Genomic DNA, 23,500 nt, shown 5'->3' on the forward strand with positions numbered 1-23,500 from the left:
CGGCCATCAGGTCGAAGTAGACGCCCCGGGTGGTCCGGTACGTCTCCCAGTCGTCGGCGTAGACGATGACCGGGAACCCGGCAACGCCCTCTCGCTTCCCTTCCTACGAATCGCCCTTGCATGCGAATCTCCTCCCGGATGCGGCTGAACCCCCGGAGGGCCTTTCACTCACGTGGCCCCCGCCAAAACGCCGCCCGAGCCTTGCAGCCGCAACACTGCGAGCATGGGTATACGCATGCAACACCGCCGGACGCCCGAGGCGCGCGACGGCATCCCGGCCCGGGCGGACACCGCCTCGGCCCAGGCCACGCCCGCCTCGCCGGTCCCGCCCTTCGCGGCCGACGCAAGCACCGCCCGCATCCCCGCCGACCTGGCCACGACCGTACGCAGGACCGTGGCGGACCTCCGGCGCCGGCTGGCCGCCCGTACCCGCCGTGCCCCCGACTGGCGCGCCTGGCCGGACCTCGCCCGCGGCTACCTCGCGCTGCTGCTCACCCTGATCCCGAGGACACGGCCCCGGCGCACCCTCACCGTCTTCGAGGTCACCCTCGCCGAGCGGCCGTACGGTCCCGCCCCGCACCGACCACCCCACCGGGACCGCCCGGAACCCCGGCCGGGCGCCACACCCTGACCCCGGCCGCGTACACCAGCACCCCGAGGACCAGCCCGGCGCCCACACCGAAGCACAGCGTGGGCACCAGGTCCCAGGGATTCGCGTTCGTACCCCAGTAGGCCCACCACCGCGTCGCCCGCTGCACCGCCGCCACCAGGGCGCAGCCGCCGAGCACGGCACCGGCCCACCACCGGTCCCGTGCGGACAGCGCGGGCACCCCCGCCGGCTCGCCGGCCGGCGCCCGCCGCAGCGCGCGGGCCAGGAACACGGCGATCACCACGGCGGCCACCGCGGACGTGCCGTACTGCAGCCATGTGTAGAGCGGCATGCCCTCAACCTCCCGGCCGAGGGCCGGAATCAGCCGCGACCCCCACCGGTCGTGATGCGTGAACGCGTCCCACACGACATGCGTCAGCGCGCCGAGCACCGCGGAGACGTACCACCACAGCACGGAGACGACCCGCACGCGCGCGCGTGGCGCACCGCAGCGCAACAGAGCGGCCGGCCGGCCCTGCCGACCCCGGGGCAGCAGCGCCACCAGCGGTTCCCGGACGAGCAGCCACAAACCCACCTGCGCCCAGGAGATGAGCACGTCCACGCCGACCACACCGGGCAGGGAGTGGGTGACCGTACCGAACTCCATCCCGCCCGGCAGGACGCTCGCGGCGTAATAGGTCAAGTCGGGCGCGAAGGAGCCCGCGACGAGCACCGAGGGCACCAGCCGGCCCCGGCCGCTGCCGTCCCGGCGGACGGCGGGCAGTACGGCTGCCGCATGGCTGAGCGTGAACGGCAACAGGGCCCCCTGGAGCAGTCGTCGGCCGTCGTACCCGAACCGGTGATCATGTCCGTCCAGTATGCGTGAGGGTCGGCCGGGGCCGTACGTGCCAACGATAGTTGGCCAATCGGTGAAAACCGGGCGCGAACGGGTGCCCGCGCCAGGCAGGTTGTCGTAGGGTCACCTGGGTCGCCGTGCCAGACGTGATCGAATGCATGTCCCACGGGTGGAATGGTGGAACAGGGGCAACCACAGCACCGGGTCAACCGTCACACCAGAGCGAGGCACACAGACGGAGACGGACGCACGGGCGTTCACGGGAGGGGTTCACTCTATGGCGGCGCACATCGGCAGGCGGATGCGCAAGGGAGCGGCGACCACCGCGGTGGCCGCCGCAGCGGTCGCGGCTCTGTCCGCGTCCCAGGGTCCGGGAGCGGCCGGCAGCGAGGACCACGGCAGACAGGCCGCGGCCGGCGCCAGCACCTCCGTACCCGACGCGACCGCTGACGGCAACGCCACCGGCAACTCGCCGTACTACACGGATCTGCCGCCGCTCAACAGCCCCAACCCCAGCCCGTCGCCCACCATCGGCACGCCCGTCTCCCGGGGCGAGGCCGAGGCCGGCATCCCCGCGACGGTCCTCGACGCCTACAAGAAGGCCGAGGCCGAGCTGCGCGGCTCCAAGGCCGGCTGCAACCTGCCCTGGCAACTCCTGGCCGCCATCGGCAAGGTCGAGTCGGGCCAGGCCCGCGGCGGCCGCGTCGACGCCAACGGCACGACCCTGGGCCGGATCCTCGGTCCGCAGCTCGACGGCAACGGCTTCGCGCTCATCAAGGACACCGACAACGGCGCGTACGACGGCAACAGCACCTACGATGCCGCCGTCGGCCCGATGCAGTTCATCCCGTCCACCTGGGCCTGGGCGGGCCGCGACGGCAACGGCGACGGCAAGGCGGACCCCAACAACGTCTACGACGCCGCGCTCGCCGCCGGCCACTACCTGTGCCGCTACGGCTGGGACCTGTCCCACGAGTCCGACCTGCACCGCGCGATCCTCAGCTACAACAACTCGCAGGACTACCTGAACCTGGTCCTGAACTGGCTGGAGTACTACCGCAAGGGCACCCACTCCGTGCCCGACGGCACCGGCACCGTGCCCTCCCGCCGCAGCGACGACGGCAGGGCGAAGCCTTCCGACCCGCCGAAGACCAGGCCGAAGCCGGACAAGCCCGGCGGCGGCAAGGAGACCCCCGACCCGAAGCCGCCCAAGCCGCCGACGCCGCCGAAGCCGCCGGTTCCGCAGACGCCCTCCGACACCGTGGACCACCTGGAGGACACGGGCACGGCGAAGCTCACCGCGACGGCCGGCGACGTGTTCGGGCAGCGGATCGGCACCCGCGCCGAGACCAAGGCCGGGGCGGCCGTCGCCAAGGTCAGGATCCGGTTCACCATCACCGGCGACACCGACGCCACCTTCGCCGGCGGCGAGACCGTGGCCACCATTGCCACCGACGCCAAGGGCGTGGCGCTCGCACCCGTGCTCAAGGCGGGCGAGAAGACCGGCGACTTCAAGATCACCACCGCAGTCGTCGGCCACAAGGTCAAGGTCGTCGGCTACACGGCCACCGTCACCGCGCGCGCCGCCGACGCCCTCGCCCGCACCACTGACACCCCGTTGACCTGCACCCCGGGCGGCGAGTTCGCCGACCAGGTCCAGGTGAAGGCGACGTACAAGGGTGCTGTCGCCGACCAGGTCGCGGCCACCGCCACCCTGATCAAGTCAGCCGACGACCCCACCGGGAACGACAAGGGCCCCTACTTCAAGGACGCCGACGGCAAGCCCCTGCGCACCCTCGCCAACCTGCAGACCGACGACAAGGGTCTGCTCACGCTGCCGAAGCTGTACGCGGACGACACCACCGGCACCTTCCTGCTCCGCATCACCACCACCGGCGGGGCGACCCTCACCGTCGAACTGACGGTCGCCGCGGCCGACGCCCCGGCGAGCCCCTCGCCGAGCCCGTCCCCGTCCGCGACCTCCTGACGGCACGGACGACACGCAGGACCGCAGGGCGCCCCCTCCGTCACGGAGGGGGCGCCCTCGTCCGTGTGCGCAATGTGTTCTCATCTCGGCCGCCCGTTGCTACGGTGCCTGCCGCACCTGACGATCCATCAGGAACCGTCCGACGGGAGGTCCGCATGCGTGCCCTGATCGCCGCCGCGTCCGGTCTCGCCCTCGCGCTCGCCCTGGTCCTGGCGATCAGCGCCATGGGTACGCCGACGGGCCGGACGTCCCCCAAGCCGCTGCTGACGACGGTGCCCGCGCACCCGTAGCAGCGCCCGTCCGGGAGGGAGGCCGGAATGCGCCGCAAGGCAAGCCTGGTCCTGCTCGCCTGCGCCGTGTTCTTCGCGGCGCTGTCCCCGCTGCTGCGCTGGTACGCCTTCCCGCGCCTGGCCAGGATCCCCGCGAACCAGTACCAGGACATGGTCCTGGAGGCCAAGGGCGCCACCCTCCTCGACTACGGCACCATGAGCGCGAAGAAGGTCTCCGAGGTGACCATCGTGCAGACCCTCAAGGGCAACGTGGAAGCCGCCGAGAAGATCGAGAAGAGCGCGGGACGGCCCGTCGTCGTCTGGGACGGACTGTCCTACCTCCAGGGCCCCGACGGCAAGATGATCTCCCGGATCCCGGAGCGCTACATCTTCGACGCCCACAGCCAGGACCCCGTCCACGCCACCGGCGAGTCGGTCGACGGCGACCCGGTCAAGCGGGACGGCATCGAGTTCAAGTGGCCCTTCCTGACCCAGAAGCGCGACTACGAGTACTTCGACGCGCAGACCCGCGCCACCAACCCCATCCACTACAAGGGCACCCAGACCTTCCGCGGTCTGAAGGTCTACTACTTCGAACAGACCATCCCCTGGACCAAGGTCGGCATGCCCAAGACCATGCCGGTCAAAGGCATCACCCCCGAGTCGGTGGCGAAGACCGGCACCACCCGCTGGTACAGCACGGTCCGGAAGTTCTGGGTCGAACCGGTCACCGGAGCGCCCGTCTACGGCGAGGAGCTCCACAGGGAGGAACTGCGCGGCGGCACCCTGCTCGGCGGCCGCGCCAAGGTGACGGCGTTCGCCGGGGACGTGAAGATGCGCGAGGACTACATCGAGCACACCGTCGCCCTGGTCAAGCACAACCGCACCCTGGTCCTGCTGATGACCTCCTACCTGCCCTGGGGCTTCCTGGCCCTCGGCGTCCTGCTCCTCGCGCTCTCCCTCTACCTGGAGGCACACGGCCGCCGCCCCGAGGACCCGGCACCCACACAGGCGGCGGAACCCGAACCGGTCAGCGCCTGAGCCGCGCGTTGGTGTGCCGGGTGGGCTCGGCGGTCGCCGGGTCCTCGGGCCACGGATGCTTCGGATAGCGCCCGCGCAGCTCCGCGCGCACGCCCTTGTAGCCGTCCTTCCAGAAGGAGGCGAGGTCGGCCGTGACCGCGGCGGGCCGTCCGGCGGGGGAGAGGAGATGGACGAGCAGCGCCAGCCCCGCCACGGTGGGCGTCTCCTGCAACCCGAACAGCTCCTGCAACTTCACCGCGAGGACGGGCCGCTCCGGATCCCCGTAGTCGATCCGGATTCTGGACCCACTCGGTACGGTGATCCGTTCGGGCGCCAGCTCGTCCAGCCGGGCGGCCTCACCGCTCGCCCAGGGCAGCAGCCGTGCGAGCGCCTGCCCGGCGTCGATCCGCCCCAGATCGGCCCGCCGCCGGGCCCGGCCCAGCTCCGGTTCCAGCCACTCGTCCACGCGCACGTGCAGCGCCTCGCCGGACACGTCCGGCCACGGCGCCCCGAGGCGGATGTGCAGGAACGCCAGCCGCTGCCGCAGCACCTCCGCCTCCGGGGACCAGCGCAGCAGCCCGAACCCCTCCTGCCTGAGCCCTTCGAGGAGGGCGCCGCGTACGAGACCGGGACCGACGTCCTTCAGGGGCCGTACGGCAAGCTCGATGGCCCCCAGCCGTTCGACACGCCGGGCCACGACATCCCCGTCGGCCCAGTGCACCTCGTCCCGCTCCTCGAGGAGCGCCCCGGCGGCGGCCCGCGCCACGTCCTCGTGCACGGCCGCTCCGAGCCGCACGCGCGCGTGCCCCTTCCCGCCGGGCCGATCGGCAACGGCGACGACGATCCAGGACGCTCCGCGCAGGGCCGACCCCTCGGGCAGCTCGGCGCGGGTCCCGGACACCATGAGGTACGACCCGCCGTCGAGCTTGGCGACACGCTCGGGAAAGGCGAGAGCGGCGACGACGCCGACGAGCCGGTCGTCACCGGTGCCTGGCTCGGCTTGGACGGTCACCTGTGACCGACGGTCATCGGCGGGCGGGTGGGAGAACTCCCCCGAGACGGCCCGCAGCCGCCGTACCTCCGCAGCCCACCGCGCCGCGTAGGCATCACCTCCATGCCGGGCACGCCGCAAAGCAGCGGCAAGATCATCTCCGTAGTCCCGCGGCACCTCTTCGGAAAGCAGGGCGACCACCGAGGCGCCCCCACCGGACGTGTCCAGCAAGGCCCGCCCCAGCCGAGGGTGCACCCCCAGCCGCCCCAGCCGCACACCGAACTCCGTGGCCCGCCCGGCCGAGTCCACCGCCCCCACCGCGGTCAGCGCGGAGCGCGCGGCCGCCATCGCCCCGCCCGGCGGCCGGTCCAGCAACGCCAGCCCGGAGGCGTCCGGATCGCCCCAGCAGGCCGTCTGAAGGGCGAACGCGGTCAGGTCGGCCACCTTGATCTCCGGCGCCGGAAAAGCCGGCAGGCGGACGTCCTCGGTCTCCGCCCAGCACCGGTACACCACCCCCGCCGTCTCACGCCCGGCCCGCCCCGCACGCTGCCGCCCGGCCGCCCGTGACGCCCGTACCGTCGCCAGCCCGCTCAACCCGCGCGCGTGGTCCACACGCGGCTCCCGCGCCAGCCCCGAGTCGACCACCACGCGCACCCCGGGCACCGTCAGAGACGACTCCGCCACGGAGGTCGCCAGCACCACCCGGCGCCGCTGCCCGGGCGCCAGCACCGCGTCCTGCACGGCGGCCGGCGCCCGCCCGTGCACCTGCAGCACCTCGACCCCGCGAGGCTCGCCCAGTTGCCCGGCCACGCGCGCGATCTCGCCCACACCGGGCAGGAAACACAGCACGTCCCCCTCCCGCTCGGCCAGCGCCCGCCGCACCACCGACGCCACATGCCCCAGCAGCGCCGGATCGACCCACATGCCGTGCGGCGGCCGTACCGGACGCGCGGGCGGCGCCCACACCACGTCCACGGGATGCGAGACGCCCTCGGCCTCGACCACCGGAGCGTCGCCGAGCAGCCGCGCCCAGCCCTGCGCGTCCGTGGTCGCCGACGCGGCCACCAGCCGCAGGTCAGGCCGCAGCGTCTGCCGCACGTCCCACAGGAACGCGGCCGCCGTGTCGGCGTCCAGATGCCGCTCGTGACACTCGTCGAGCACCACCACGTCGACGCCCGCCAGCTCCTGATCGCGCTGCAGCCGCTGCAACAGCACACCGGTCGTCACGACCTCCACGCGCGTGTGCCGCCCCACGACCCGCTCGCCGCGCACCGTGAGCCCGACGCTCTCGCCGGGCTTCTCGCCCAGCAGCCACGCCATCCGCCGGGCCGCCGCCCGCGCCGCGATCCGCCGCGGCTCGGCGACCACGACCCGTCGGGCCGGACCGCCGCCGACCAGCCCCGCCAGCACCAGCGGCACCAGCGTCGTCTTGCCGGTGCCGGGCGGCGCCACGAGCACGGCCGTGCCGTGCCCCTCCAGGGCGTCGCTCAGCGCGGGCAGGGCGGCACGGACGGGCAGCACGTCCAGGGCGTCGTAACGGATCACGCCCCTAGTGTCGTACGCACGTGGAAACACCCCTCACGCGCGCGTGCGCAGTATGCGCAGTAAAGGTGTGCCGAGAAAGACGTGCCTGGAAAGGCGTACGCGGAAGAGAGGGGCTTGTCAGTCCCGCTCGCAGACGAAGATCGCCGTACCCGGGATGAGGTTCCCGCGCAGCGGAGACCAGCCGCCCCACTCCGAGGTGTTCCAGGCCGGCCACTCCGGCTCCACCAGGTCCACCAGCCGGAAGCCCGAGGCCGCGATGTCCCGGACGCGGTCGCCGAGCGTCCTGTGGTGCTCGACGTACACCGCGTGGCCCTCGTCGTCCTGCTCCACGTAGGGCGTGCGGTCGAAGTAGGACGAGGCCACCGACAGACCCTCGGGGCCGGGCTCGTCCGGGAACGCCCAGCGGATCGGATGGGTCACCGAGAAGACGAACCGGCCGCCCGGCCGCAGCACCCGGCGCACCTCGCGCAGCACCAGCCGCGGATCGGCGACGAACGGCAGTGCCCCGTACGCGGAGCACACCAGGTCGAAAGAGGCGTCCGCGAAGGGCAGCGCGCCGGCGTCCGCACAGACCAGGGGAAACGATCCGCCGATGCGCAGGGCGTGCTGGAGCTGGCGGTGCGAGAGGTCCAGCGCCACCGGGTGGGCGCCCTGGGCGGCCAGCCAGCGCGAGCACTGCGCCGCGCCCGCGCCGATCTCCAGGACCTCCTTGCCCTTCAGGTCCTCCGGCGGGCCGAGCAGCTCGGCCTCCACCTCGTCCAGGCCCTCCGGGCCCCACACGAAGCGGTCGTCGCCGAGGAACGTGCCGTGCTCGACCTGGTACTCGTCCGCGTTTCGGTCCCACCAGCCACGGTTGGCGCGGGAGCTTTCCGCGACCGAGGCGTCACGGCGGGTGGCTTCCGGCTCGAACCCCTCAGGGTCGAGCGCTTCGGACTCTTGGATGATCGGCTCCCTCGTCGTACTCTTCCGTCCAACCCGCCGGACGCGCGCGTGTCGCGGAAGGGGTTCCGCAGCCCTGCGTGGCCTCCCGGGACGAATCTTGTGCCGGGTATGCGGCGATCCGCCCCGGGTGTGCGCCTTCGCGCATTGACCATGTCCGGCTGCCCCCGTATGCTACAAGTTGCGCTGCGGGCCTGCGCACCTCAGACGTAGCAGGCTGCGCTCGCATCTGTTGTATGTCCCCTCGGTTGTCGAGGCGCCATCACCAGTTACTGGTGGGGCGCTTCCTTGGCTGTCCGGCTTCATCAGAGCGATACGGGCTCCCGGCGTAGCAGTACCTACGACTTTCTGTCCGTAACCGGAGCCCTTTCCCACATGACGAGCAGCACCGAGACCACCGCCACCACCCCGCAGGTTGCGGTCAACGACATCGGTAACGAGGAAGCCTTCCTCGCCGCGATCGACGAGACGATCAAGTACTTCAACGACGGCGACATCGTCGACGGCGTCATCGTGAAGGTCGACCGGGACGAGGTCCTGCTCGATATCGGTTACAAGACCGAAGGTGTCATCCCGAGCCGCGAGCTCTCGATCAAGCACGACGTCGACCCGAACGAGGTCGTCAAGGTCGGCGACGAGATCGAAGCCCTTGTTCTCCAGAAGGAGGACAAGGAAGGCCGCCTGATCCTCTCGAAGAAGCGCGCCCAGTACGAGCGTGCCTGGGGCACCATCGAGAAGATCAAGGAAGAGGACGGCATCGTCACCGGTACCGTCATCGAGGTCGTCAAGGGTGGTCTCATCCTCGACATCGGCCTCCGTGGCTTCCTCCCGGCCTCCCTGGTCGAGATGCGCCGCGTCCGCGACCTCCAGCCGTACGTCGGCAAGGAGCTCGAGGCCAAGATCATCGAGCTGGACAAGAACCGCAACAACGTGGTCCTGTCCCGCCGTGCCTGGCTGGAGCAGACCCAGTCCGAGGTCCGCCAGACGTTCCTCACGACCCTCCAGAAGGGTCAGGTCCGCTCCGGTGTGGTCTCCTCGATCGTCAACTTCGGTGCCTTCGTGGACCTGGGTGGCGTCGACGGTCTGGTCCACGTCTCCGAGCTGTCCTGGAAGCACATCGACCACCCGTCCGAGGTTGTCGAGGTCGGCCAGGAAGTCACCGTCGAGGTCCTCGACGTCGACATGGACCGCGAGCGCGTCTCCCTGTCGCTGAAGGCGACCCAGGAAGACCCGTGGCAGCAGTTCGCCCGGACCCACCAGATCGGTCAGGTCGTCCCGGGTAAGGTCACCAAGCTGGTTCCGTTCGGTGCGTTCGTCCGCGTGGACGAGGGCATCGAGGGTCTGGTCCACATCTCCGAGCTGGCCGAGCGCCACGTGGAGATCCCGGAGCAGGTCGTCCAGGTCAACGACGAGATCTTCGTCAAGGTCATCGACATCGACCTCGAGCGTCGTCGCATCAGCCTCTCGCTGAAGCAGGCCAACGAGTCCTTCGGTGCCGACCCGGCCTCGGTCGAGTTCGACCCGACCCTGTACGGCATGGCCGCGTCCTACGACGACCAGGGCAACTACATCTACCCCGAGGGCTTCGACCCCGAGACCAACGACTGGCTCGAGGGCTACGAGAAGCAGCGCGAGGAGTGGGAGCGCCAGTACGCCGAGGCGCAGACCCGCTTCGAGCAGCACCAGCAGCAGGTCATCAAGTCCCGCGAGGCCGACGCTGCCGCTGCCGCCGAGGGTGGCGAGGCTGCCGCTCCGGCCGCGTCGGGTGGCGGTTCGTACTCCTCCGAGGGTGCGGACACCTCCGGTGCCCTGGCCTCGGACGAGGCGCTGGCCGCTCTCCGCGAGAAGCTGGCCGGTGGGCAGAGCTGAGCTCGGTCACTGAGCTGAGGGTCAACCTCTAGCTTTGAGGGCCCGTACCTTTCGAGGTGCGGGCCCTCAGACGTTCGTGGGGCTGCCGGCCCTGCTTCGAGGGCGGCCCGTCGAGGGCTCGTCGCGCAGTTCCCCGCGTCCTCAGGGAGTGACCGTGATGTTGGTCAAGCCCTTGCCGCCTGTCACCGTGTTGCTGCTGTAGACCGTCGTTGTGCAGCCTGAGCTGTGGCTGGTGACGTTGATCGCCAGCTGTGTCGCGCCCGTCGCGCCGGTCAAAGTTGACTTGTTGTTCCTGAAGACCGTGCCGCAGCCCCAGCCGGACTGCTGGGTGTGGGTCTGATAGCCGTCGTTGCCGGTGTTCTTGCCGGTGTTGTCCTGGACGAGGACGTTGTCGCCCTTCACGTCGACCCAGGAGTCGTCGTAGTTGGCGCCGGTCAGCCCGCTGCCGTCGAAGGTGTTGCCGACGATCTGCGCGCCCGTTGTTCCCTCCTTGATGTCGACGTTCTCACCGCCGACACCGGGGCCGATCGTGTTGCCCAGGATCCGGATGCGGTCGCTCTTGTCGGACAGCGTGTTCGCGGTCCCCACGTACACGCCCTCGCCCATGCCCCGGCCGTCGTGTCCGGTGTCGTAGATCTTCGAGTTCCTGATCACGCCGTCCGTGCTGGAGTTGCGGAAGTGCACGCCCTCCATGTCGAGGTCGTGCACCGTCACGCCGTCCACCACGACGCCCCTGGCCGTGTCGATCATGATGCCCTTCTGGCCGCCGGTCACGGTCAGTCCGTCGACCGTCCAGTAGGAGGCGCCGTTCAGGTGCAGGCCGTAACCGCCGCCCGCGGTGAGCACGGCCTTCGGGGAACCGGTCAGGGTGATGCGCGCCCCGGCTGTGGCCGGCGTGGTCGCCTTGAAGTTGCCGGTGTACGTGCCGTCCGCGAGGTGGATCGTGTCGCCCGGCTTCGCGCTGCCGAGCGCGGTCTTGAGCTGTGCCGCGGTGCCGACCTCGATGGTCGAGGCGGCCGGGGCCGGGCTTGCACACAGGAGCAGGCCGCCGGTGGCGCTGGTCGCGGCGAGCAGGGAGGTGAGCAGCGTACGCGTGCGCATGGGGGGTGCCTCCTGTCGAGCGGACACGGAATCTCATACATGAACAGAGTGTGTGGATGTGAACATCGGTTCTTCGTGAAGGTACGGACCAGCTGACGGGGCGTCAAGGTGCGCGGCATGCGGTGACCGATCAGGTGCCTGACGCGGGAATGCCCACGCCCCAGGGCGCGTTGTCGATGTGGAACACGAGGAGGAGCGGTCACAGTGCTTGATCCGCAGGGTTTGTACGCATGGGAGCCGAAGGGCCTGGCCGTCGTCGACATGGCGCTCGCCCAGGAGTCGGCCGGACTTGTCATGCTCTACCACTTCGACGGATACATCGACGCGGGCGAGACCGGCGACCAGATCGTCGACCGGCTCCTCGACTCACTGCCCCACCAGCTCGTGGCCCGCTTCGACCACGACCGGCTCGTGGACTACCGGGCCCGTCGCCCGCTGCTGACCTTCAAGCGCGACCGCTGGGCCGACTACGAGGAGCCGAGCATCGAGGTCCGCCTCGTCCAGGACGCCACCGGCGCACCCTTCCTGCTGATGTCCGGACCCGAACCGGACGTCGAGTGGGAGCGGTTCGCGGCCGCCGTCCGGCAGATCGTGGAGCGGCTCGGCGTCCGTCTGTCCGTGAACTTCCACGGCATCCCCATGGGCGTCCCGCACACCCGCCCCGTGGGCCTCACCCCGCACGGCAACCGCACCGACCTGGTGCCCGGTCACCGCAGCCCCTTCGACGAGGCCCAGGTGCCCGGCAGCGCCGAATCGCTGCTGGAGTACCGCCTCATGGAGGCCGGACACGATGTGCTGGGCGTCGCCGCGCACGTCCCGCACTACATCGCCCGATCCACGTACCCGGACGCGGCGCTGACCGTCCTGGAGGCCGTCACGGCCGCCACGGGTCTGGTGCTGCCGGCCGTCGCACACTCCCTGCGCACGGACGCGCATCGCACGCAGACCGAGATCGACCGCCAGATCCAGGAGGGCGACGAGGAGCTGACGGCACTCGTCGAGGGCCTGGAGCACCAGTACGACGCGGCTGCCGGATCCGAGACGCGGGGCAACATGCTCGCCGAGCCGGTCGAGATTCCGTCCGCCGACGAGATCGGGCGGGAGTTCGAGCGGTTCCTCGCCGAGCGGGAGGGCGACAGCTAGGGCAGTTGTCCGGGCTGCGGCCCGACGCCGCGGGCGGCCCTGTCAGTGGCAGGGCCTAAGCTTCCGCTCATGCTGAAAGTGGGCCTGACCGGCGGCATCGGCGCCGGCAAGAGCGAGGTGTCGCGGCTGCTCGTGGAACACGGGGCCGTCCTGATCGACGCCGACCGCATCGCGCGTGAGGTCGTGGCGCCCGGGACGCCCGGACTCGCGGCCGTGGTGGAGGCCTTCGGCGAGGAGGTCCTCGCCGCGGACGGCAGCCTGGACCGGCCCAGACTCGGCTCCGTCGTCTTCGCCGACCCCGAGAGGCTGGCCGTCCTCAACTCGATCGTGCACCCCCTGGTGGGCGTACGCTCCCGTGAGCTGGAGAGCGCCGCGGCCGAGGATGCCGTCGTGGTCCACGATGTGCCGCTCCTCACCGAGAACGGCCTGGCGCCGCTGTACGACCTGGTGGTCGTCGTCGACGCGAGCCCCGAGACCCAGCTCGACCGGCTGGTCCGGCTGCGCGGGATGAACGAGGCGGACGCACGCGCGCGTATGGCCGCGCAGGCGACCCGCGAGCAGCGTAGAGAGATCGCGGACATCGTGATCGACAACGACGTACCCCTGGACGCGCTGCACAAGCGCGTGGCGGAGGTCTGGGACGACCTCGTGCGCAGGGCACGCGCGTCCCGGGCGGCATCCGGGGACGGGCGCCCGCGTGACGGCGGCACGGAATAGCAGCCCGTGCCAGCGCGTTGAACCGCTGTAGTGAGGGAAGGACTTTGCCGTGCCCGAGACCAGCGGTTCGACCGGACGCACTCCGGAGACGCATGTCATCGACTTCCGCGCGGCGGAGCAACTGCTCAACGCGCGGGATCCGCGGGGTGCGGTGAAGCTGCTGGACGGCGTCATCGCCGCGCACCCCGAGAACACCGCGGCCCGGCTGCTGCGCGCGCGTGCCTTCTTCGCGGCCGCGCAACTGCGGCCCGCCGAGCTGGAGTTCACCATCGTGCTGGAGCGTGAGCCGGACAACGCGTTCGCGCACTTCGCGCTCGCCCGCACCTACGAGCGCCAGGGCCGTGCCGACCAGGCCAGGCGTCACTTCCGGCTCGCCGCCGCGCTCGATCCCAATCCGCAGTACCTGAAGGCGGCCCGTTTCGACTCCTGACCCCAGCGTGCCGGCACCCTGGGGTCACGGGTGCCGGGGCGGCCGCGGGTAGGGCGGACGGCTCTCCGGCGGCCGGTACGGCGGGATGGTCCGGCCCGGCTGGTAGTGCGGGCCCTGTCGGATGTGCCTGAGGATCATGGTCATGTCGACGGTGGCCACCAGCCACAGCACCCCGCAGGCGACCGCCCAGCCGGGGCGCCCGACGAGCGCGAACGCCGCCGTGCCGAAGATCGCCCAGACCAGTCCCCACATGCTCAGCCAGAAGCGCGCTCGCAGCGCACTGCGCGCGGTCGCCGGCTCACTGCCCGTACGCATCGGTTCACCAGTCCTCCTTGCAACGTACTCTTCGTGGGGGACGTTCATCAACGACGTGCGCCGAAGGGGGACGCGCATGCTGCCGGACGCCGACGACCTGCCCGAACTGCTCCTCGACCTGGCCGTGCCGCACGAGGACATCAACGAACTGGTGGCGATGCGGCGCACGGTGACGGGTGACGCGGGCACCCGGCGCCTCCTCGAGGAGTGCGTCGAGGAGCTGCTCCGGGACCTGGGGGAGACGGACCGCACACCGGATCTCGGCGAGCTGCTCGCATCCGCTCCGCCCGCGCTGAACGGCCTCCTCGCCGTGTACGTCTTCGTCGCCGCGGTCCCGCGCACCCTCGGCTATCACCGGGAACGCGGCATCCCGTCCGAGATCTCCCGGCGCACCCTGGCCGACCTGGGCCGGCACATGACGGTGCACCGCAGACGGCACGGCAGGGCAGGGGTGCAGTCGCCGCGCTGGCTCGCCCATCACTTCCGCGGGGAGCTGTACCAGCTGGGACGGCTGCAGTTCGAGCGGGCGCGGCTGGAGCGGCGCTGCGCACCGGTCATCGCCGCGGCGGGCCTGGACGCGGCACCCGGCATGCCCTGCCTGGACCTGCACATCCCCGACTTCCACGGCCCGTTGACGCCGTCCGCCTGCGACCGTTCCCTGGCGCTGGCCCGGGAGTTCTTCGACCTGTACTTCCCCGAGGAACAGGCCGAAGCCGTGCTGTGCCATTCCTGGCTGCTCGACGCCCAGTTGAAGCGGTACCTGCCCGCGCAGTCCAACATCGTCCGCTTCCAGGAGCGGTTCCGCATCGCCCGCCAGGACACGGAACCGGCCGACACCGAGCCCGTCCAGTTCGTCTTCGGGGATCCGGACCTGCCGGTCGCTCAACTGCCGCGGCGGACCTCCGTGGAGCGGGCCGTCGGCGACCATCTGCGGGTGGGAGGCCACTGGTACGTCGGGCACGGATGGTTCCCGCTCAGGGATGAATAGCCCGAACGAGTGAACCGGGGCCGGGTGGGAACGGGCGTGCGGAGGCCGCCCGTTGTTCGGGCATGACGGTCGAAATGCGTGAGGGATACGAGGGAACAGGACCGGGCGCGATCACCCCGGACGGCTGCGCGGTCGAGCTGTACGCGCGGCTCCCGGTGGGCGACGAGCCGGACGTCATCGCGGGGGCCGTGCCCGCCGGGGCGCACATCCTGGAGCTGGGCAGCGGAGTGGGCCGGGTGACCCACGCCCTGCTGGAGCGCGGTTTCAGGGTCACGGCGGTGGACGAGTCGGCCGAGATGCTCTCCCGTGTCCGAGGAGCGCGCACGATATGCGGTCCGGTCGAGGACCTGGACCTGGGCGAGAAGTTCGATGTGGTGATGCTCGCGTCCTTCCTCGTGCACACCGGTGACGTCGAGGTGCGCCGGGGCATGCTGCGCGCCTGCGCCCGGCATGTGGCGGAGGGCGGCTGCGTGCTCATCCAGCGGGAGGGCGCGGACTATCACACGAAGGTGCCGAGAGAGCGGGTCGACCCGAGCGGCTTCACCGTGCGGATCGCGTCGTCGGAGCCGGTAGGCGACGGGGTGCGCTCGGTGCGCGCCGAGTATGTGTTCCCGGACACGGGCTGGACGCAGACCTTCCTGGCCCGGCCCCTGACGAAGGAGCAGTTCGAGGAGGCGCTGGCGGAGGCGGGACTGGAGGTGGACGCGTATCTGACCCCGGACGGGATGTGGGTGAGGGCGGTGCCGGTGCCGGTGGCGTAGCGGGCGATGAGTTCTCGGGCCGCGGCCGGTCTATCTCGGTGACAGCAACCGGGACCGCTTCACCCAGGAGACCCTCATGTCCGAGACCACCGCCCCCGCCGCTTCCGCTTCTTCCGTGTCCTCCGCCGCTTCGTCCTCCGCCGCTTCCGGGACCGCTCGTGGTCGCTTCGCCCGGATCGCCCTGCGCACGGTGCAGGTGCTGCTCGCCCTCTTCTTCGGGATCGCGAGCGCGCTGCCCAAGCTGATCGCGCACCCGTCGGCCGTGGAGTCCTTCGACAGGATCGGCTGGGGCAGTGCGGGCATGTACATCATCGGCGCGCTCGAACTGGCCGGCGCGGTCGCGCTGCTGGTGCCGGTTCTGCAGTCGGTTGCGGCGGTGGCGCTGAGTGCGCTGATGGTGGGCGCGTTCATCGTCCAGCTCACCGTCTTCGACGGACAGTACGCGGCGACCCCGCTGATCCTGATCGTGCCGCTCGTCGTGATCGCCTGGGCCCGGCGCGGGCACACTGCGGAGCTGCTGCGGCTGGTGCAGCGGGCGGGCCGGAGGGCGTGACCTGTGCGGGACACCGTCGGTGACGTCGGCCGGGCCGCGGGGGCCTGGCCGACGTCACCGGTGTCCGTCGCTGTGCGTCGAAGTCCGTCGAAGTCCGTCGACCGGGGTGGGTCTCCGTCCGCGAGCGGCTCATCGCCCCCGGGGCCGGCCGCCGAGTCCTTGGGACCCGCTGATTCCTTGCGACCCGCCGGGGCTGCCCGGCCCGCCGAGACTGTTCAGCGCTCGCAGTCGTTCCAGCTCACGGCGGTCCCGCTTGGTGGGGCGGCCGGTGCCGCGGTCGCGGAGACCGGCGGGGGCCACGGCCTCCCGAGGCGGGGGCGGAGGGGAGTTGTCGACGTAGCACTGGGCGGCCACGGGCGCGCCGACGCGCTTGCGGATCAGGCGCTTGACGATCACGACGCGCTCCCGGCCCTCCTGCCGGAGGCGCACCTCGTCGCCGACGCGCACGGAGTAGGCGGGCTTCACCCGCTCGCCGTTGACGTGGACGTGCCCGCCACGGCAGGCGGTGGCGCCCAGGGAGCGGGTCTTGATCAGACGGACGGCCCAGATCCAGCTGTCGAGCCGTACGGTCTCGCCCTTCGCCGGTCCGGCGGCCTCGGCAGCGGCCACCGCGGCGGCGATCTTGGGGTCGAGCGGCTGGGCGTCGGCGGTGGTCTCGGGGTCGAGCGGCAGGGTGTCGGAGGCTTCGGAACCCTTGGCGTCCTGGGCGGGAGCCGGTCCGCTCGCTTCGCCCGGTCCGCCGGTGTCACGGTGCACGTTCTCGTCCGCATCCTCGGAAGCCATGCCCCGACCTTAACCCGCCGGGCCGGATGAGCCGGAGGCGTTTTTCCGGGGCCCACGCCAGGAGGACGGTGAAGGAGACCCAGCCTCGCGACCCCGCCGGCCCGGCGGTCCCCGTGCACCTCGGCCCATCCCGGACGCGGCCCCGGCCCGGGGTGGCGCGGCGGGGCCGGGCATACCGTGGCGGTATGGACGACAGCAGCGCGCTCGCTCGGCTCGACCGGCGCGTCGCCGCGTGCCGGGCCTGCCCCCGGCTGGTCGAGTGGCGGGAGGAGGCGGCCCGGACCAAACGGGCCGCGTTCGCCGACTGGACCTACTGGGGTCGGCCGGTGCCCGGCTTCGGCCCGGCCGACGCGCGCCTGGTGATCATCGGGCTGGCCCCCGCCGCGCACGGAGGCAACCGCACGGGCCGTATGTTCACCGGTGACCGTTCCGGAGACGTGCTCTATCAGGCGCTGTACGACGTGGGGCTGGCCTCGCAGCCCACCTCCGTGCGCGCCGACGACGGCCTGGAGCTGCACGGCGTCCGTGTCACCGCGCCCGTGCACTGCGCCCCGCCCGCCAACAAGCCCACCCCGGGCGAACGTGACACCTGCCGCCCCTGGCTGGTCCAGGAGCTGAAGCTGTTGCGCCCGACACTCAGGGCGGCCGTGGTGCTCGGTGCCTTCGGCTGGCAGGCGGCGCTGCCCGCGTTCGCGGAGGCCGGCTGGCCCGTACCCCGGCCTCGTCCCGTCTTCGCCCACGGCACCCGGGTCGCCCTGGACGGCCTGGAGGTGTTCGGCTGCTTCCATGTCAGCCAGCGCAACACCTTCACCGGCCGGCTCACCCCCGAGATGCTGCGGGAGGTGCTGCGGACGGCGGCCGACGCGGCCGGGCTGCCGTAGCGGGCCCTCAGCCGGCGTCCTCGGGGTCGGTTCCGAACAGGTGGCGTACCGTCGAGCGGTAGTTGGCGCGGACGTGGGCGAGCGCGAGGGTGCGGGCGCTTTCCGGGTCGCCGGAGGCGATGGCCTCGTACAACTCGCGGTGTTCGTCGAGGAGTTGGGGCCACTCCGCGTTCTGCCGGGTGAGCCAGCGCAGCCGGCCGTCGACCGGTTCCATGACGGAGATCAGCAAAGTGTTGCCGGCCAGGGCCAGGATGCTGTCGTGGAAGCGGGTGTTGATGTCCGTGATCGCCTCGCCGTCCCCCTCCTTCGTCGCCGTCGCGGCCTCGGACAGCAGCCCCCGCAGCTCCGCCAGCGCCTCCGGTGTCGCCCGTGCCGCGGCCAGTCCCGCCGCGTACACCTCCAACGCCTCGCGCAGCTCGAAGAGTTCCTTCACATCGGTCGGGGTGAGCCGGCGTACGACCGTGCGCCGTGCCGACTCGAAGAGGACGAAGCCCTCGGCGACCAGGGCGCGGATCGCCTCCCGGACCGGCACCCGCGAGACACCGAACCGCTCGGCCAGCTCCCGTTCGACGAGCCGGTCGCCCGGCCCGAGGCGCCCCGCGATGATGTCCTGCCGCAGGGTCGCGAGGACCCGTTCGCGTACCGCACCGAGGGGTTCGGTCTTCGTCTTCGTGGAGCTCATGGGGCCATCTTCGCCGACCTGGCGGCGCATTTACGGAGAAGTAACAGGGATGACATCGGTCCGAACGCTTGACGGCGGGACCATGACGGCAGTTTGGTATACCAAACACACTCCACTCGGCATCCCCGGTCCGGCATCCGAGGCCAGCAGCCGTTCTCCTCCGTCCCTTAACCCATGGAGGCCCCGTGTCCCTCGCCGACCACGCCGAAGCCACCGGCGTCCCAGCGTTCGTCCCCGACCCCCGCCTCACCAACGAGGACCTCGCCCCCGCCGAGCAGCGGAACTGGAAGGTCTTCGACCTGTTCGCCATGTGGATGTCCGACGTCCACAACCTCGGCAACTACACCTTCGCCGCCGGCCTGCTGGTCCTCGGCATGAACGTCTGGCAGGTCTTCACCTCTCTGCTCGCCGGCTTCGTGCTCATCTACATCGGCATGAACTGGATGGGGAAGATCGGCCAGCGCCACGGCGTCCCGTTCCCCGTCGTCAGCCGCATCAGCTTCGGCGTCTGGGGTGCCAACATCCCGGCCCTGATCCGGGCCGTGATCGCCATCATGTGGTACGGCATCCAGACCTATCTGGCCTCCGTCGCCGTCAATGTGATGCTGCTGGCGGCCTGGCCCGGCCTGGAGTCCCTCACCCACAGCTCCTTCCTCGGCCTGGACGCCCTCGGCTGGATCTCCTTCGTCTCCCTCTGGCTGGTCCAGGCGCTGATCATCAGTCAGGGCATGGAATCGGTGCGGAAGTTCCAGGACTTCTGCGGTCCGGCGATCTGGCTGGTGATGATCGCGCTGGCGGTATGGGTCCTGGCCAAGGCCCACTGGAGCATTTCGCTGACCTCCACTCCGCACCCGGTCTCCGTCGGCGAGCAGTGGCGGCAGTGGTTCGGCGCGATCGGCCTGATCCTCGCGACCTACGGCACGCTGATGCTCAACTTCTGCGACTTCTCCCGCTTCGCACCCGACTACAAGACGGTCCGTCGCGGCAACTTCTGGGGCTTGCCCATCAACTCCACCGCCTTCGTCGTCGTCTCCGTCATCGTCACCGCGGGCTCGCTGGAGGTCTGGGGCGAGGCCATCACGGACCCGGCGGAGCTGGTCGCCAAGGTCGGCAACACCTGGGTGCTGGTACTGGCCGCGCTGACGTTCGCCGTAGCCACCATGGGCGTCAACATCGTCGCCAACTTCGTCTCACCGGCGTACGACCTCGCCAACGTCTGGCCGCAGAAGATCACCTTCAAGGTCGGCGGCATGATCAGCACGGTGGCCGCCCTGATCGTCACCCCCTGGAACCTCTTCTCCAACCCGACCGTGGTCAACTACTTCCTCGGCGGCCTCGGCGCCTTCCTGGGTCCGCTGTTCGGCGTGATCATGGTCGACTACTACGCGGTCAAGCGCGGCCGGGTGAACGTGGACGAACTCTTCGACGCCACCCCCGGCTCCCCCTACCACTACCGCAAGGGCGTCAACCCCAAGGCCTTGTGTGCGTTCCTGCCTTCGGCCGCGGTCGCCGCGGTGCTGGCGCTGGTCAAGACCTTCAGCGACGTGGCGCCGTACTCCTGGTTCATCGGCACGGCGCTGGCCGCCGGGCTGTACGCGGTGCTGTGCCGCGGCGAGCGGGCCCGGACGGCCGGGGTGGAGGTCTGACGGACGTGCGGATCGTCGTCACCAACTGCAACACCACGCAGGAGATGACCGAGGAGATCGTCCGAGGTGCCCGGGCCGCAGCAGGCCCGGGCACCGCCGTGATCGGGCTGACCCCCGCATGGGGCCCCGAGTCGGCGGAGGGCTGGCTCGACAGCTACCTGTCGGCCGCCGCCGTCCTCGACGCGCTGCGCACCTACGAAGGGCCGTCGTACGACGCCGTCGTGCTGGCCGGGTTCGGGGAGCACGGCCGGGAGGGCGTACGGGAGCTGGTGGAGGTACCTGTCGTGGACATCACCGAGGCAGCCGCCCACCTCGCCTGTCTACTCGGGCGTCGGTACGGCGTCGTCACCACCCTCGACCGGTCCTGCGGCCAGATCGAGGACAGCCTGGAGACCGCCGGCGTGGCCCGCAACTGCGCTGCCGTGATCGGCACCGGCCTCGGCGTCCTCGACCTCGCCGACGACCCGGTCCGCACCGAGGCCGCCTTCCTCGCTGCGGCCGTACGGGCCCGCGAGGCCGGCGCCGAGGTCCTGGTGCTCGGCTGCGCCGGGATGACCGGTCTGCAACGGACGGTGGGGGAGAAGCTGGGGCTTCCGGTGGTCGACGGGGTCGGGGCGGCGGTGAAGCTGACGGAGTCGCTGGTGTCGTTGGGCCTGACGACTAGCCGGGCGGGCAGCTATGCGCAGCCGTTGCCGAAGGGGAGGACGTGGGGGAGGCCGACGGGGTGAGGCGTACCCCTCAGGGCCGCCACACGTACCGCACGTCCGGCTCCCGCTCCTCGTTGCCGCTGCCGTCCGTGTGCGCGACGGCGACGAAGCCGTGCCGCTCGTAGAAGCGGTGGGCGGGCTTGTTGACCTGGAAGGTCCACAGGGCGAGCCCGCCCGGACTGCGCTCCTTGGCCAGCGCGACGAACCGGTCGCCGATGCCGCGGCCACGCCACTCGGGGGCCAGGTACAGCTGGGACAGCAGATCCCCGGCGAGCACCATCATGCCCACGATGCCGCCACCGGCGTCCGCGACCCAGGTCTCCCGCGACGGCACCACGACGTCCCGGATGTAGTCGCGCACCTCGGTGTCGGAGCGGGCCCGGACGACCGTGGGCAAGGCGGCGCTGTAGGAGCGCAGCCAGACGTCGGCGACTGCGGCGGCGTCCGGGCCGGCCGCCCGGCGCAGAACGACCTCCGTCCCGGCACCCGCGCTCACGGACGCGCACCCTCGGGGACGACGGCCGTCGCCGTGATCTCCACCAGCTGCCCCGTGTATCCGAGGCAGGCCACACCGAGGAGGGTCGACGAGTGCGGCCCGGCACTGAGCCCCGACGCCTCGACCACCTCCCAGACGGCGGACAGCACCGAGGGTTCGCTGCTCACGACGTACACGTCGGTCGACAGAACATGCGTCAAGTCGCTGCCCACCGCGCGCAGTTGCTCGCGCAGATTGGCGACCACCTGCTGGGCCTGCCGCACGGGGTCCCCGACTCCGACCACCTCCCCCTTCTCGTCGAGCGGCACGGCCCCGGCGAGGAACGCGAGCTTCGTCCCGGCCTCGACGACGGAGGCGTGGGAGTAGGTGGGCGGAGGGAAGAGCCCGGGTGCGGTCACTCGCCGGATCATGGCGGCTCCTGGAGTCGTGGGTGGACAACCTCCTGATCATCGGCGGCCCGCCCGGACCTGCGCACCCGAATTTCCGCCGCACCGGCGGCCCGAGCAGGCCGCGTTTCCGCCTCACCGACCCGAGGAGGCCTGCTCACCGCTTCGTCGGCGGACGAGGAAGGCCGACTCTCCGCCCCGCTGTCGGACCGGGGCGAGCTTTCGGGCATGTCGCCGCCCGCCGCCCGCTGCTCCGCCGCGAGCCGTGCCCGCACCTCCCGCCGCCGTCGTACGACGGCCCTCGCCGCGACGGACCGCCGTACGACTGCCGCCGCCACGGCTCTGAACTCGGCGCTCTGCTCCGCCGCTTCGACCCGTTCCACGCGGTAGAGCCGGGTCCGCGGAGCCGACGCGGTGTACGGATTGTCGCGCAGCAGATCGGGCTCGCCCAGCAGCCGGCGCACCAGCCCCGCCGTCCACCCGCGGGCACGCATCCCGGCCGGCGACAGATGGCCGCGGCGCCCCTGAGCGCCGTCCTCCCGAGCCGTCACCATGACCTCCCCCGTCGTGACAATGAGTGACGACTTCCTTGATAACGCGCGCCACTGACAATCGGGTCGCCGCGCCCCCGGCCCCCGCCCTACGCTCCCCGCACCAGGACCCCCACCGCAGCTGGAGCCCTCATGCCCACGCTCCCCGACCCCGACTTCCTCACCACCACGGCCGACCGTCTCGCCTCCCTCCCCACGGTCCGGGCGGTGGCCCTGGGCGGCTCCCGAGCCCAGGGCACGCACACCCCCGACAGCGACTGGGACCTGGCCGTCTACTACCGGGGCCCTTTCGACCCGGACGACCTGCGCGCCCTCGGCTGGGAGGGCGAGGTGTCCGGCATCGGCGGCTGGGGCGGCGGTGTCTTCAACGGCGGGGCCTGGCTGACCATCGACGGACGTCGGGTCGACGTGCACTACCGGGACCTCGACGTGGTCGAGCACGAGCTGGCGGAGGCGGCGGCGGGACGGTTCCGGGTGGAGTCGCTGCTCTTCCATCTCGCCGGGATTCCCAGCTACTTGATCGTGGCCGAGGTGGCCGTCAACCAGGTGCTGAGGGGCCGACTGCCCCGCCCGGAGGCCTACCCGCCCGCACTGCGCCGGACCGCAGCCGAGCGCTGGTCCGGCACCGCCCGCGCGACCCTGGCCTACGCCAGGGCCAACCACGCCCCGCACGGCCGCCTCACCGAGGTCGCCGGCGCGCCGGCCACCGCCGCCGTACAGGCCGGCCACGCGGTGCCGGCGGCGCGCGGGGAGTGGGTGACGAACGAGAAGCGGCTGTTGGAGCGGGCCGGACCGCGTGCGGTCGACGACCTCATGAGGGAGGTCGCCGACCCCGCGACGGGATCCCTGACGACCGCGCTCATGAAGGCCGAAGACCTCTTCGCATCTGCTGTGACGGAACAGGTTCCCTGGGCAGGCCCTGACTCAAGTCATTAGGATGTGCGAGCCCGATGACGTGACGACGGAGGCCGGGGCATGACACGGGGCGAGCAGGACGAGGACTGGTTGGATCTGGCCGATGCCATCGAGGTGCTGCGAGCCCAGCTGTCGGAGGCGCAACGCCGTGGCCAGGACTCCCCCCTGCGCTTCGTACTGGGCGAGATCACCGCGGAGTTCGAGATCGAGCTGGTGCGGACGAAGAACGGCGGCGGGGCGCTGCGGTTCGGCGTCGCGGAGGCCAACGCCCGCGGGGAGCGCACGAAACGGTCCGCGCAGCGTGTGACCCTGCGCCTGAACCCGGAGCAACGCGGGGGCGGGGACGTGGCCGTGGGCGACGTCGAGTAGTCCGGCGAAGG

27 protein-coding genes are annotated in these 23,500 nt (G+C 71.4%); 16 read left to right on the forward strand and 11 right to left on the reverse strand.

Annotation, left to right across the window (positions count from 1 at the left end):
* Positions 1-67, reverse strand: a 67-nt coding sequence (locus tag ABZ471_RS22610; RefSeq protein WP_359068661.1) for a CDP-glycerol glycerophosphotransferase family protein, incomplete at its 3' end; no start/stop codon positions are given.
* A gap of 156 nt (positions 68-223) precedes the next feature.
* Between ABZ471_RS22610 and ABZ471_RS22615 the strand changes: the two genes are divergently transcribed.
* On the forward strand, positions 224-631 hold the full coding sequence (locus ABZ471_RS22615; protein WP_359068585.1) for a hypothetical protein: 408 nt from the start codon (positions 224-226) through the stop codon (positions 629-631).
* Here ABZ471_RS22615 and ABZ471_RS22620 read toward each other — a convergent pair.
* Positions 543-1,406, reverse strand: a complete 864-nt coding sequence (locus ABZ471_RS22620; RefSeq protein WP_359068586.1) for a DUF4184 family protein — start codon at positions 1,404-1,406, stop codon at positions 543-545. The two genes, ABZ471_RS22615 and ABZ471_RS22620, sit on opposite strands and share 89 nt — an antisense overlap.
* A gap of 316 nt (positions 1,407-1,722) precedes the next feature.
* Here ABZ471_RS22620 and ABZ471_RS22625 point away from each other — a divergent pair, with 316 nt between their 5' ends.
* The 3 genes from ABZ471_RS22625 to ABZ471_RS22635 all read left to right on the forward strand — a co-directional run bounded on the left by ABZ471_RS22625 (position 1,723) and on the right by ABZ471_RS22635 (position 4,742).
* Complete coding sequence (locus tag ABZ471_RS22625) at positions 1,723-3,432, forward strand: lytic transglycosylase domain-containing protein (RefSeq protein WP_359068587.1); 1,710 nt, start codon at positions 1,723-1,725, stop codon at positions 3,430-3,432.
* A 155-nt stretch (positions 3,433-3,587) separates the two neighbouring features.
* The gene (locus tag ABZ471_RS22630; protein ID WP_359068588.1) at positions 3,588-3,722 is read left to right on the forward strand and encodes an SPW_0924 family protein; all 135 of its coding nucleotides are present in this window, start codon (positions 3,588-3,590) and stop codon (positions 3,720-3,722) included.
* A 27-nt stretch (positions 3,723-3,749) separates the two neighbouring features.
* A complete protein-coding gene (locus tag ABZ471_RS22635) occupies positions 3,750-4,742 on the forward strand; it encodes a DUF3068 domain-containing protein (RefSeq protein WP_359068589.1) in 993 nt (330 codons plus the stop codon).
* Here the strand turns inward: ABZ471_RS22635 and hrpB are convergent.
* The gene (gene hrpB, locus ABZ471_RS22640; protein WP_359068590.1) at positions 4,732-7,257 is read right to left on the reverse strand and encodes an ATP-dependent helicase HrpB; all 2,526 of its coding nucleotides are present in this window, start codon (positions 7,255-7,257) and stop codon (positions 4,732-4,734) included. The two genes, ABZ471_RS22635 and hrpB, sit on opposite strands and share 11 nt — an antisense overlap.
* A gap of 117 nt (positions 7,258-7,374) precedes the next feature.
* On the reverse strand, positions 7,375-8,202 hold the full coding sequence (locus ABZ471_RS22645; protein WP_359068662.1) for a class I SAM-dependent methyltransferase: 828 nt from the start codon (positions 8,200-8,202) through the stop codon (positions 7,375-7,377).
* 369 nt (positions 8,203-8,571) lie between these two features.
* Here ABZ471_RS22645 and rpsA point away from each other — a divergent pair, with 369 nt between their 5' ends.
* Positions 8,572-10,065 (forward strand): 30S ribosomal protein S1, encoded by a 1,494-nt coding sequence (rpsA, locus tag ABZ471_RS22650; protein WP_020939377.1) that lies wholly within the window; start codon positions 8,572-8,574, stop codon positions 10,063-10,065.
* Positions 10,066-10,206: 141 nt separating this feature from the next.
* Here the strand turns inward: rpsA and ABZ471_RS22655 are convergent, their stop codons facing one another.
* Positions 10,207-11,166 (reverse strand): right-handed parallel beta-helix repeat-containing protein, encoded by a 960-nt coding sequence (locus tag ABZ471_RS22655; protein WP_359068591.1) that lies wholly within the window; start codon positions 11,164-11,166, stop codon positions 10,207-10,209.
* Positions 11,167-11,370: 204 nt separating this feature from the next.
* On the opposite strand from ABZ471_RS22655, the gene ABZ471_RS22660 reads away from it, so the two are divergent.
* From ABZ471_RS22660 to ABZ471_RS22670, 3 genes are all read left to right on the forward strand, one after another.
* Entirely contained in the window at positions 11,371-12,309 is a 939-nt protein-coding gene (locus ABZ471_RS22660; RefSeq protein ID WP_359068592.1) for a PAC2 family protein, read from the forward strand.
* Positions 12,310-12,378: 69 nt separating this feature from the next.
* The gene (coaE, locus tag ABZ471_RS22665) at positions 12,379-13,026 is read left to right on the forward strand and encodes a dephospho-CoA kinase (RefSeq protein ID WP_359068593.1); all 648 of its coding nucleotides are present in this window, start codon (positions 12,379-12,381) and stop codon (positions 13,024-13,026) included.
* A 49-nt stretch (positions 13,027-13,075) separates the two neighbouring features.
* Positions 13,076-13,456, forward strand: coding sequence for a tetratricopeptide repeat protein (locus ABZ471_RS22670; RefSeq protein ID WP_359068594.1), 381 nt, complete (start codon positions 13,076-13,078; stop codon positions 13,454-13,456).
* A 24-nt stretch (positions 13,457-13,480) separates the two neighbouring features.
* Here ABZ471_RS22670 and ABZ471_RS22675 read toward each other — a convergent pair whose 3' ends face one another.
* Entirely contained in the window at positions 13,481-13,771 is a 291-nt protein-coding gene (locus ABZ471_RS22675) for a DUF6343 family protein (RefSeq protein WP_359068595.1), read from the reverse strand.
* 76 nt (positions 13,772-13,847) lie between these two features.
* Between ABZ471_RS22675 and ABZ471_RS22680 the strand changes: the two genes are divergently transcribed.
* The 3 genes from ABZ471_RS22680 (at position 13,848) to ABZ471_RS22690 (ending at position 16,073) form a co-directional block, all read left to right on the forward strand.
* Complete coding sequence (locus tag ABZ471_RS22680) at positions 13,848-14,759, forward strand: acyltransferase domain-containing protein (protein ID WP_359068596.1); 912 nt, start codon at positions 13,848-13,850, stop codon at positions 14,757-14,759.
* Positions 14,760-14,833: 74 nt separating this feature from the next.
* On the forward strand, positions 14,834-15,520 hold the full coding sequence (locus tag ABZ471_RS22685; RefSeq protein WP_359068597.1) for a class I SAM-dependent methyltransferase: 687 nt from the start codon (positions 14,834-14,836) through the stop codon (positions 15,518-15,520).
* A gap of 76 nt (positions 15,521-15,596) precedes the next feature.
* The gene (locus ABZ471_RS22690) at positions 15,597-16,073 is read left to right on the forward strand and encodes a DoxX family protein (RefSeq protein WP_359068598.1); all 477 of its coding nucleotides are present in this window, start codon (positions 15,597-15,599) and stop codon (positions 16,071-16,073) included.
* A 129-nt stretch (positions 16,074-16,202) separates the two neighbouring features.
* Here the strand turns inward: ABZ471_RS22690 and ABZ471_RS22695 are convergent, their stop codons facing one another.
* On the reverse strand, positions 16,203-16,856 hold the full coding sequence (locus ABZ471_RS22695) for an RNA-binding S4 domain-containing protein (protein ID WP_359068599.1): 654 nt from the start codon (positions 16,854-16,856) through the stop codon (positions 16,203-16,205).
* Between the two features lie 185 nt (positions 16,857-17,041).
* Here ABZ471_RS22695 and ABZ471_RS22700 point away from each other — a divergent pair, with 185 nt between their 5' ends.
* On the forward strand, positions 17,042-17,737 hold the full coding sequence (locus ABZ471_RS22700) for a uracil-DNA glycosylase (RefSeq protein ID WP_359068600.1): 696 nt from the start codon (positions 17,042-17,044) through the stop codon (positions 17,735-17,737).
* 7 nt (positions 17,738-17,744) lie between these two features.
* On the opposite strand, the gene ABZ471_RS22705 is transcribed toward ABZ471_RS22700, so the two are convergent.
* Entirely contained in the window at positions 17,745-18,419 is a 675-nt protein-coding gene (locus ABZ471_RS22705; protein ID WP_359068601.1) for a GntR family transcriptional regulator, read from the reverse strand.
* Between the two features lie 185 nt (positions 18,420-18,604).
* Between ABZ471_RS22705 and ABZ471_RS22710 the strand changes: the two genes are divergently transcribed.
* Both ABZ471_RS22710 and ABZ471_RS22715 read left to right on the forward strand, forming a co-directional pair.
* Positions 18,605-20,065, forward strand: a complete 1,461-nt coding sequence (locus ABZ471_RS22710) for an NCS1 family nucleobase:cation symporter-1 (protein ID WP_359068602.1) — start codon at positions 18,605-18,607, stop codon at positions 20,063-20,065.
* Positions 20,066-20,070: 5 nt separating this feature from the next.
* Positions 20,071-20,793 (forward strand): aspartate/glutamate racemase family protein, encoded by a 723-nt coding sequence (locus ABZ471_RS22715; protein WP_359068603.1) that lies wholly within the window; start codon positions 20,071-20,073, stop codon positions 20,791-20,793.
* Positions 20,794-20,803: 10 nt separating this feature from the next.
* Here ABZ471_RS22715 and ABZ471_RS22720 read toward each other — a convergent pair whose 3' ends face one another.
* From ABZ471_RS22720 to ABZ471_RS22730, 3 genes are read right to left on the reverse strand one after another with little or no spacing between them, the layout of a single operon-like run.
* Positions 20,804-21,268 carry a GNAT family N-acetyltransferase gene (locus ABZ471_RS22720; protein ID WP_359068604.1) on the reverse strand — a complete coding sequence of 155 codons (465 nt, stop codon included), beginning with the start codon at positions 21,266-21,268 and terminating at the stop codon, positions 20,804-20,806.
* Positions 21,265-21,678, reverse strand: a complete 414-nt coding sequence (locus tag ABZ471_RS22725; protein ID WP_359068605.1) for a RidA family protein — start codon at positions 21,676-21,678, stop codon at positions 21,265-21,267. Before ABZ471_RS22725 ends, ABZ471_RS22720 begins: the two co-directional genes overlap by 4 nt.
* A complete protein-coding gene (locus tag ABZ471_RS22730; protein WP_359068606.1) occupies positions 21,675-22,208 on the reverse strand; it encodes a hypothetical protein in 534 nt (177 codons plus the stop codon). Before ABZ471_RS22730 ends, ABZ471_RS22725 begins: the two co-directional genes overlap by 4 nt.
* 129 nt (positions 22,209-22,337) lie before the next feature.
* On the opposite strand from ABZ471_RS22730, the gene ABZ471_RS22735 reads away from it, so the two are divergent.
* Both ABZ471_RS22735 and ABZ471_RS22740 read left to right on the forward strand, forming a co-directional pair.
* Positions 22,338-23,141, forward strand: coding sequence for a nucleotidyltransferase domain-containing protein (locus tag ABZ471_RS22735; protein WP_359068607.1), 804 nt, complete (start codon positions 22,338-22,340; stop codon positions 23,139-23,141).
* A 39-nt stretch (positions 23,142-23,180) separates the two neighbouring features.
* The gene (locus ABZ471_RS22740) at positions 23,181-23,489 is read left to right on the forward strand and encodes a trypco2 family protein (RefSeq protein WP_359068608.1); all 309 of its coding nucleotides are present in this window, start codon (positions 23,181-23,183) and stop codon (positions 23,487-23,489) included.
* Positions 23,490-23,500 lie beyond the last annotated feature (11 nt).

Origin of the sequence: Streptomyces sp. NPDC005728, from assembly GCF_040630895.1 — a bacterium.
In the GTDB taxonomy this organism is placed as follows: domain Bacteria; phylum Actinomycetota; class Actinomycetes; order Streptomycetales; family Streptomycetaceae; genus Streptomyces.

Coding starts and splice junctions, on each gene's coding strand:
- ABZ471_RS22725 (WP_359068605.1), bottom strand. CDS start 21,678: ATGATCCGGCGAGTGACCGCACCCGGGCTCTTCCCTCCGCCCACCTAC.
- ABZ471_RS22680 (WP_359068596.1), top strand. CDS start 13,848: ATGCTGCCGGACGCCGACGACCTGCCCGAACTGCTCCTCGACCTGGCC.
- ABZ471_RS22685 (WP_359068597.1), top strand. CDS start 14,834: ATGCGTGAGGGATACGAGGGAACAGGACCGGGCGCGATCACCCCGGAC.
- ABZ471_RS22735 (WP_359068607.1), top strand. CDS start 22,338: ATGCCCACGCTCCCCGACCCCGACTTCCTCACCACCACGGCCGACCGT.
- ABZ471_RS22630 (WP_359068588.1), top strand. CDS start 3,588: ATGCGTGCCCTGATCGCCGCCGCGTCCGGTCTCGCCCTCGCGCTCGCC.
- ABZ471_RS22690 (WP_359068598.1), top strand. CDS start 15,597: ATGTCCGAGACCACCGCCCCCGCCGCTTCCGCTTCTTCCGTGTCCTCC.
- ABZ471_RS22615 (WP_359068585.1), top strand. CDS start 224: ATGGGTATACGCATGCAACACCGCCGGACGCCCGAGGCGCGCGACGGC.
- ABZ471_RS22730 (WP_359068606.1), bottom strand. CDS start 22,208: ATGGTGACGGCTCGGGAGGACGGCGCTCAGGGGCGCCGCGGCCATCTG.
- ABZ471_RS22625 (WP_359068587.1), top strand. CDS start 1,723: ATGGCGGCGCACATCGGCAGGCGGATGCGCAAGGGAGCGGCGACCACC.
- ABZ471_RS22675 (WP_359068595.1), bottom strand. CDS start 13,771: ATGCGTACGGGCAGTGAGCCGGCGACCGCGCGCAGTGCGCTGCGAGCG.
- ABZ471_RS22740 (WP_359068608.1), top strand. CDS start 23,181: ATGACACGGGGCGAGCAGGACGAGGACTGGTTGGATCTGGCCGATGCC.
- ABZ471_RS22700 (WP_359068600.1), top strand. CDS start 17,042: ATGGACGACAGCAGCGCGCTCGCTCGGCTCGACCGGCGCGTCGCCGCG.
- ABZ471_RS22635 (WP_359068589.1), top strand. CDS start 3,750: ATGCGCCGCAAGGCAAGCCTGGTCCTGCTCGCCTGCGCCGTGTTCTTC.
- ABZ471_RS22705 (WP_359068601.1), bottom strand. CDS start 18,419: ATGAGCTCCACGAAGACGAAGACCGAACCCCTCGGTGCGGTACGCGAA.
- rpsA (WP_020939377.1), top strand. CDS start 8,572: ATGACGAGCAGCACCGAGACCACCGCCACCACCCCGCAGGTTGCGGTC.
- ABZ471_RS22695 (WP_359068599.1), bottom strand. CDS start 16,856: ATGGCTTCCGAGGATGCGGACGAGAACGTGCACCGTGACACCGGCGGA.
- coaE (WP_359068593.1), top strand. CDS start 12,379: ATGCTGAAAGTGGGCCTGACCGGCGGCATCGGCGCCGGCAAGAGCGAG.
- ABZ471_RS22655 (WP_359068591.1), bottom strand. CDS start 11,166: ATGCGCACGCGTACGCTGCTCACCTCCCTGCTCGCCGCGACCAGCGCC.